4 protein-coding genes and 1 pseudogene are annotated in these 6845 nt (G+C 74.2%); all 5 read right to left on the reverse strand.

What is annotated here, in order from left to right; all coding sequences use genetic code 11:
• Positions 1 to 854, reverse strand: an 854-nt coding sequence (locus tag ACWGIU_RS24985) for a phosphoribosylaminoimidazolesuccinocarboxamide synthase (protein WP_453709271.1), incomplete at its 3' end; no start/stop codon positions are given.
• Between the two features lie 169 nt (positions 855 to 1023).
• Positions 1024 to 2511 (reverse strand): N,N-dimethylformamidase beta subunit family domain-containing protein, encoded by a 1488-nt coding sequence (locus tag ACWGIU_RS24990; protein ID WP_453709273.1) that lies wholly within the window; start codon positions 2509 to 2511, stop codon positions 1024 to 1026.
• Positions 2512 to 2753: 242 nt separating this feature from the next.
• Positions 2754 to 4538 carry a hypothetical protein gene (locus tag ACWGIU_RS24995; RefSeq protein WP_453709277.1) on the reverse strand — a complete coding sequence of 595 codons (1785 nt, stop codon included), beginning with the start codon at positions 4536 to 4538 and terminating at the stop codon, positions 2754 to 2756.
• A 308-nt stretch (positions 4539 to 4846) separates the two neighbouring features.
• Positions 4847 to 6100: a phosphoribosylamine--glycine ligase gene (gene purD, locus ACWGIU_RS25000; protein WP_453709275.1), complete on the reverse strand. Its 1254-nt coding sequence runs from the start codon at positions 6098 to 6100 to the stop codon at positions 4847 to 4849.
• Positions 6101 to 6160: 60 nt separating this feature from the next.
• A pseudogene (locus ACWGIU_RS25005) lies at positions 6161 to 6845 on the reverse strand (DNA polymerase III subunit gamma and tau); the annotation flags it as partial.

Here is a 6845-nt window from a genome sequence, read left to right on the forward strand (position 1 = left end):
GCCGCAAGGGCCCTCTTCAGGTGACCGGGGCGGCCGTGACTGGTCACGATCATGATCTTGCAGCTGGGCAGTTCGGTCCGCAGCGATGTGGCGACGTACTGCTTGTCGAAGGAGGGCTGCGAGCGGCCCGGCTCCCACTGGTCGGCCGGCCAGAAGCGGGAGGAGTCCGGGGTCAGCACTTCGTCGGCGGCGACCAGGATGCCGTCCTCCGGGTCGAAACCGAACTCGAACTTGGTGTCGGCCAGGATGATCCCGCGCTCGCGCGCGATGTCCCGGGCGCGGCCGTAGACGGCGAGGGTGGTCTGACGCAGCAGCGCCGCCGTCTCGGCGCCGGCGGTTCGCGCGACCTCCTCGTAGGAGACGTTCTCGTCGTGCTCGCCGACGGCGGCCTTGGCGGCCGGGGTGAAGATCGGGGCGGGCAGCTCGGAGCCGTCCACGAGCCCCTCGGGGAGGGCGAGCCCGCAGACCGTGCGGCTTTCCTTGTACTCGGCGAGGCCGGAGCCGGTGAGGTAGCCGCGGGCCACGCACTCCACCGGGACCATGTCGAGATTGCGGCAGATCAGGGTGCGGCCGGCCCAGTCGGCGGGGGCGCCGGCGGGCAGGTCGGTGGAGACGACGTGGTTCGGGACGAGGTCCGCCAGCTGGTCGAACCACCACAGGGAGAGCTGGGTCAGGACGCGGCCCTTGTCCGGGATCTCGGTGGGCAGCACCCAGTCGAAGGCGGAGATGCGGTCGCTGGCGACCATGACGAGGCGGCCGTCCTCGTCGCGGTAGAGGTCGCGCACCTTGCCGGTGTGGAGGTGGACGAGGCCCGGAACCTGAACCGGCTCGGGCTTTTCGACGAATCCGGACACGGGGTCTCCCTGTGGTTCTGTATGAAGCGCACCCCGATTCTCGCGCACCTGCGTCCCCACCTGTGGACAGGGGTCCGCGCCGCGGGTCGATCGCGGAGGCGGCGGCGGGCTCGGCGGCGGGATCGCCCGTGGGGTCGGTCGTGGGGTCGTCCGTGGGGTCGGTCGTGGGTCAGTCGTGCTTGCAGATCCGGTCGAGGAGATTGGCCGTGGCCCGCTGGACCCGCTCGTCGACGTGGCCGGGGCGGTCGAGGGCCGGGGACCAGGCGAAGGTGCCCGAGGCGAAGACCAGCGCGCCGCTGGGCGCCCGGTAGAGGGAGGTCTCCTGGTGGCGGCGGTGGCCCTCGCTGTCGAGGTACGGGGAGTGCGCCAGCAGGATCCGGTCCTCGTGCTCGGGGAGCTGGGTGCGCGGGAAGTACCGGTCGGCCTCACCCGCGACCAGACCGGGCAGCTCGTCGTTCTCGCCGGCGCCGGTGGAGTCCCACAGCCAGTGCGTGGCGTTGCGCACGATCAGGGGCGCCGGCTCGGGGACTCGGCCCGCGTACTGGATGCCGAGCAGCTGCTGCTCCGGGCGGTCGACCTCGCGCCACAGGCTGGGGCGGCCCGGGCCGCGCCGTTTTCGGCAGGTGAGGAGCCGGTCGTCGACCCCGGAGGGGGACGGGCCGAGCTCGACCTGCCAGTACATGGTGTTGGCGGAGAGGAAGACGAGCGAGGTGCCGTGCCGGCGGGCGCGCTCGACGGTGCGGCGCATCGGGGCCGACCAGTACTCGTCGTGGCCGGGGAAGACCAGGCCGCGGTAGCGGGTGGGGTCGACGCGGCCGGCGTGCAGGTCGCGGGTGTCGGCGTAGGCGATGTCGTAGCCGTAGCGCTCGGCCCAGCGGATGAAGTCGTAGGCGTGACCGATGTGCAGGGGCAGGCCCGCGCCCGCATAGGGGCGGTCGAAGGACACGGTGACGGCGGCATCCTGCTCGCCGAGCAGTCGGCCCTGCTCGTCCCAGGCGTGGTAGAGGCTGGCGCCGCTGCGGCCGTCCTCCGGATAGAGGTTGTAGGCCTGCCAGGTGATGTCGGGCAGCAGGAGCAGGAGGTCGGCGGGGTGGTCGTCGCGGACCGTGAAGGGGATGTGGGAGCGGTAGCCGTCGGCGGTGGTGAGAACGGCGACGTACGCGCCGACGCTCCAGTACGAGGGGACCTGGAGCCGCCAGGACAGCCACCAGTGGTGGCACGAGACGGTCCGGTCGGCGGCGAGCGGGGCCGGCTGGACGATGCCGGAGAGCCGCGGGCTGGTGGTGATCTTGGAGGCCCCGTCGCCGCCGTAGTGGCCGATCCGGTAGACGTCGACGGAGAACTGCTGTGGCGGGTCGACGGTGATGTGGAAGTCGATGGCCTCACCCGGGGCCACGCCGCCGGTGGAGGCGAAGCCCTTGATCTGCCGGTGCACGTCGTCGGCGGTACGGGGACCGCCGTTGCCGCGGGCGCGGGGGATCCGGCCGGTGCCGGCGGCCGCGGCGGCCGGGTCCACGTACCAGGGCACGACCTGGCCGGAGTCGTCGAGGTAGAGCTCACTGCCCCGGAACCAGGGCAGGGGGCCCTGCCCGAAGGGGTCGGACACCGCGTGCGCGAGCGCGCCTGACTCCCAACGCCGGATCTGGTCCGCACCCATGACCGCTCCCCTCCCTCGCTCCCCCGAACGGACGTACATCGCCTTTGTGCACGGTCTCCTGGCGGAGCCGAGGCGGTGCATTTCGGCACCCGCGTCAGGACATCCAGCCGCGACCGGTCCCAGCACATCACATAACGCACGCAGCTCGTCACTGTTCGTCGCGAATTGACGGGAACGGAACACGGACATCCGGATGTCCGTACGAGCCGTCGTCCTCCCGGGGGCGTGGTGCCTCGACCGCCTCAGAGCAGACGGACCGGCTTCTCCGGGCGGACGCCCAGGGCCGAGAGCCAGTACCGCAGCGGCTCGGGGTTCCCCTCCTCGACCAGGCACAGCACGCGCGGCGCCAGGTCGGAGCGGCGGTCGCCGCCCACCAGCAGGACGGGCCCGTCGAGCCAGTCCAGCCCGGGGGTGGCCCCGGCCGAGTCCACGGCCGCGCAGCACACCATCGCCGTGACGTGGTCGGCCAGCAGGTCCCGGCCGCTGCGCGGCGGCTGGAGCGGGAACAGCGGGACGGCGTCCGCCCCGCGCGCTTTCCCGGCCCCGGCGGCCGGTCCGGCGGCCCGCTCCTCGCGGGCCAGTTCACCGGTGATCCGGCCGGCCAGCGCCTCGCCGGCCGCGCCCTCACCGCCGAGGTCCGTGAGGTAGCCCAGCACCCGCTCCAGGGTCGGCCCGGCGAAGGTGTCCGCGGTGGGGGAGGGGGAGCCGGCGGCCGCGAGCGTGGCGGGGCGGGCCGCTCCGGTCGCTCCTGAGGAGCCCGGAGAACCCGGAGAGCCCGGCCGGGCCGCAGAGGCGGCCGCAGTGCCCGATGGGGCCGGTGCGGGGGATGCAGGGGACGAAGGGCCCGCGGGCAGACCCGACGGGACGGCCAGGGCGTCCAGCGCGGCGTGCAGGCGGGCCGCCTCCGTCCGCCACTTGCGGTCCACGACCTCCTCCGGATACGCCGCCCAGTCCACCGGGGACCAGTCCGGCCCGGCCTCGGCCGGACCTCCGTGGAAGAGCCGCGCGGCCAGCAGGGAGGTCGCCTCGTCGATCAGCCCGGGCTGTTCCAGCAGGTCACAGGCGGGGCGCTCGCCCAGCCGCGAGGTGAACCCCTCGGCCAGCCGGTCCCGCCGGGACAGCTCGGTCAGGGCGGACACCACCCCGGCGTCGAGGTGCGCCGGCCAGCGGCCCATCCGCCAGGCGGGCAGCGCGACCCGGGTCAGCAGCCGGTCCCAGCCCGCGTAGGCGAGGCCGACCTGCTCCTGGGCGACGATGCGCAGCCCGTAGTCCACACCCTGTGCGCGCTCCGAGGCGGCCGCGGCCACCCCGCGCTCCATCTCGGTGGCGTCCGTCCGGCACAGCCGCAGCAGCAGCCGGGCAGGGGCGGCGATCCAGCCGAGGCCACGCCGGCCGCCCACGTCCACGGCCGCGTCCAGGCCCCGTACGAAGCCGCGCGCGTCGGCTATGTCCGGGTGCGCGGAAGGGCCCGTACCGGCGACGACGGGCGCGAGGACCGCCCGTAGTTCCGCGACCCGCATCCACCACAGGAAGGGCGAGCCGATCACCAGCACCGGGGCGGCGCCCGGCTCGGACTCCGGCCCGACGGTTCCGGCACTGCCGCCGAAGACGCGGGCGGCCCCGCGGCGGTGGGCCGCGTGACTGCGGTCCTCCAGCCAGCTGTCGCAGTCCGGCGTCAGGGCTATCGCGGAGGGCGGCGGCACGTCCATCCGGTCGGCCAGGTCGCGCACCAACCGGTAGAGATCGGGCGCGGCCGCCTCCGAGAGCGGCACGGTCGGCGTCACGGCCGGGCTCGCCCGCAGCACCACCGCGGCGAAGGCACCGCCGACGAGCAGCACCACCACGGCGACCACGCACACGACGAGGGTCACCGCGGGCCAGGGATCACCGGCCAGCCGGCCCGTCGCCCGGGCGGCCACCAGCACCACCGCGAGGGCGGCGGGCAGCAGCCCGACGGCCGAGGCCCTGCTGCGCACGCGCAGCACGGCCAGAGCGCGGGAACGCGCGGACGGTACGCCCGCTTCCATGATCGAACCGGTTCCGGACACGGCCGGACCTCACCCCCTCTGCCCTGCGGCGACGTTGCTCACTCCCCCACTGTGACACCCGCCACTGACATCGCAATGCCGGTGGGCCAAGTGCCGGAATGCTTGCGCCGCACCCTAGTTGGGGCACGGGCGGGCGTCAGGCAGACCGGGTGACGATCACCCGATGGAATGGCTTTGGGTAAAGGTGGGTGCGTTCGAACGCGGCCGGATGCAGTCGCACGCGGACACGCCCGCGGGCCCGGGCGCACGAGGTGCGCACCGAGCCCGCGGGTCTGCGGAGCCGCTGGTCAGCGGCCCTCGGCCGCCTTGGCCGCGATATCCGTACGGTGCTGCGAGCCGTCGAGACGGATGCGCGCCACCGCCTTATACGCCTTCGCGCGCGCCTGCGCCAGGTCGGAACCGGTCGCCGTCACCGACAGCACGCGTCCGCCCGCGCTGACCACCGTGTTGCCCTCGCGCCGGGTGCCGGCGTGCAACACGTAGGCATCGGGCTCGTCCTCGGCGGCCACCTCCAGCAGGCCCTCGATCGGGTCCCCCGTGCGGGGGGTCTCCGGGTAGTTGTGCGAGGCGATGACCACCGTGACGGCCGCGTCCTCGCGCCAGACGAGCGGGGGCAGCGCGTCCAGGGTGCCGTTGGCGGCGTTCAGCAGGACGCCGGCGAGGGGCGTGCGCAGCCGGGCCAGCACCACCTGGGTCTCGGGGTCGCCGAAGCGAGCGTTGAACTCGATGACCCGGGTACCGCGACCGGTGATCGCGAGGCCCGCGTAGAGCAGCCCGGAGAAGGGGGTGCCGCGGCGGCGGAGCTCGTCGACGGTCGGCTGGAGGACCAGCTCCATGACCTCGTCGACCAGCTTCGGGTCGGCCCAGGGCAGCGGGGAGTACGCGCCCATGCCGCCGGTGTTGGGGCCCGCGTCGCCGTCCAGGGCGCGCTTGAAGTCCTGCGCCGGCTGGAGCGGGACCACGGTGACGCCGTCGGTGACGGCGAAGAGGGAGACCTCGGGGCCGTCGAGGTACTCCTCGATGACCACCCGGTCGCAGGCGAGCGCGTGCGCGCGGGCGGCGGCCAGGTCGTCGGTGACCACGACGCCCTTGCCGGCGGCGAGGCCGTCGTCCTTGACGACGTACGGGGCGCCGAAGGCGTCGAGGGCCTCGTCCACCTCTTCGGGGGTGGTGCATACGTAGCTGCGCGCGGTCGGGACCCCGGCCGCGGCCATCACGTCCTTCGCGAAGGCCTTGGAACCTTCGAGCTGCGCCGCCTCGGCGGACGGGCCGAAGACGGGGATCCCGGCGGCGCGCACGGCGTCGGCGACGCCGGCGACCAAGGGGGCCTCCGGGCCGACGACGACCAGGTCGGCGGCGAGTTCGGTGGCGAGAGTCGCGACGGCAGCACCGTCTAGGGCGTCGACCGGGCGCAGCGTGGCCACGTCGGCGATACCGGCATTGCCGGGAGCGCAGTACAGGGCGGAGACGGCGGGGTCGAGGGACAGAGAGCGGCACAGGGCATGTTCGCGGGCGCCGCCGCCGATGACGAGGACCTTCACGCTGCTCAGCCTAGCCCGGACGGCGCGGTCGGCTTCGTGCGGCCACCCAATCAGGCCCGGCTACTCATTCGTGTATTCCTCCACAACGGTGGCTCCGAGCTCGCGCACGATGAGGTCGTGTCCGGTCAGGGCGCTGTCGACCAGATCGGGATCGTCCTCCTCGGCGAAGTCGTCCTCGGGGGCCACCGGCGGGGGCGCCTGCCGTACGGGGGGCTGCGGGGCGGGAGCCGAGTGCTGGGGCGGTTGTTGCGGCGGGTACGGCTGGGCGGGCGGGGCCTGCGGGGCTGACGGCTGTTGCTGGTGCCCCGGTGACGTGGGGTTGTGGGCGGGGGCGGGCGCGGCCGGGGCCCCGTACGAGGAGCCGTACGAGGAGGTCTGGATCGGGGCCGGGGAGCCTCCGCCGACGACGGCCTCGATCTTCCAGTTGACCTGGAACTGCTCGGCCAGGACCGCCTTGAGGACGTCCTCGCTGCCGCTGCTGGCGAAGTTGTCGCGGGCTCCGGCATTGGGGAAGCCCAGCTGGAGGGTGGTCCCGTCGAAGCCGGTGACCTGGGCGTTCTGGCTGAGCAGGATCCAGGTGAAGCGGCGGCGGTTCTTGACGGCCTCCAGCACGCCGGGCCACATCGCCTGCACCTGCCCGGCTCCGGCAGCCATGCCGGGGGAAGGAGCCGCGGCGGCCGGGGAGGAGGTGGCGGCCGGGGCGACGGGCGCGGGGGTGGCGGCCGGGGCCGCGCCGGGCCAGGCA

The organism is Streptomyces sp. NPDC054840, assembly GCF_053611065.1.

Coding starts and splice junctions, on each gene's coding strand:
- ACWGIU_RS24995 (WP_453709277.1), bottom strand. CDS start 4,538: ATGGAAGCGGGCGTACCGTCCGCGCGTTCCCGCGCTCTGGCCGTGCTG.
- ACWGIU_RS24990 (WP_453709273.1), bottom strand. CDS start 2,511: ATGGGTGCGGACCAGATCCGGCGTTGGGAGTCAGGCGCGCTCGCGCAC.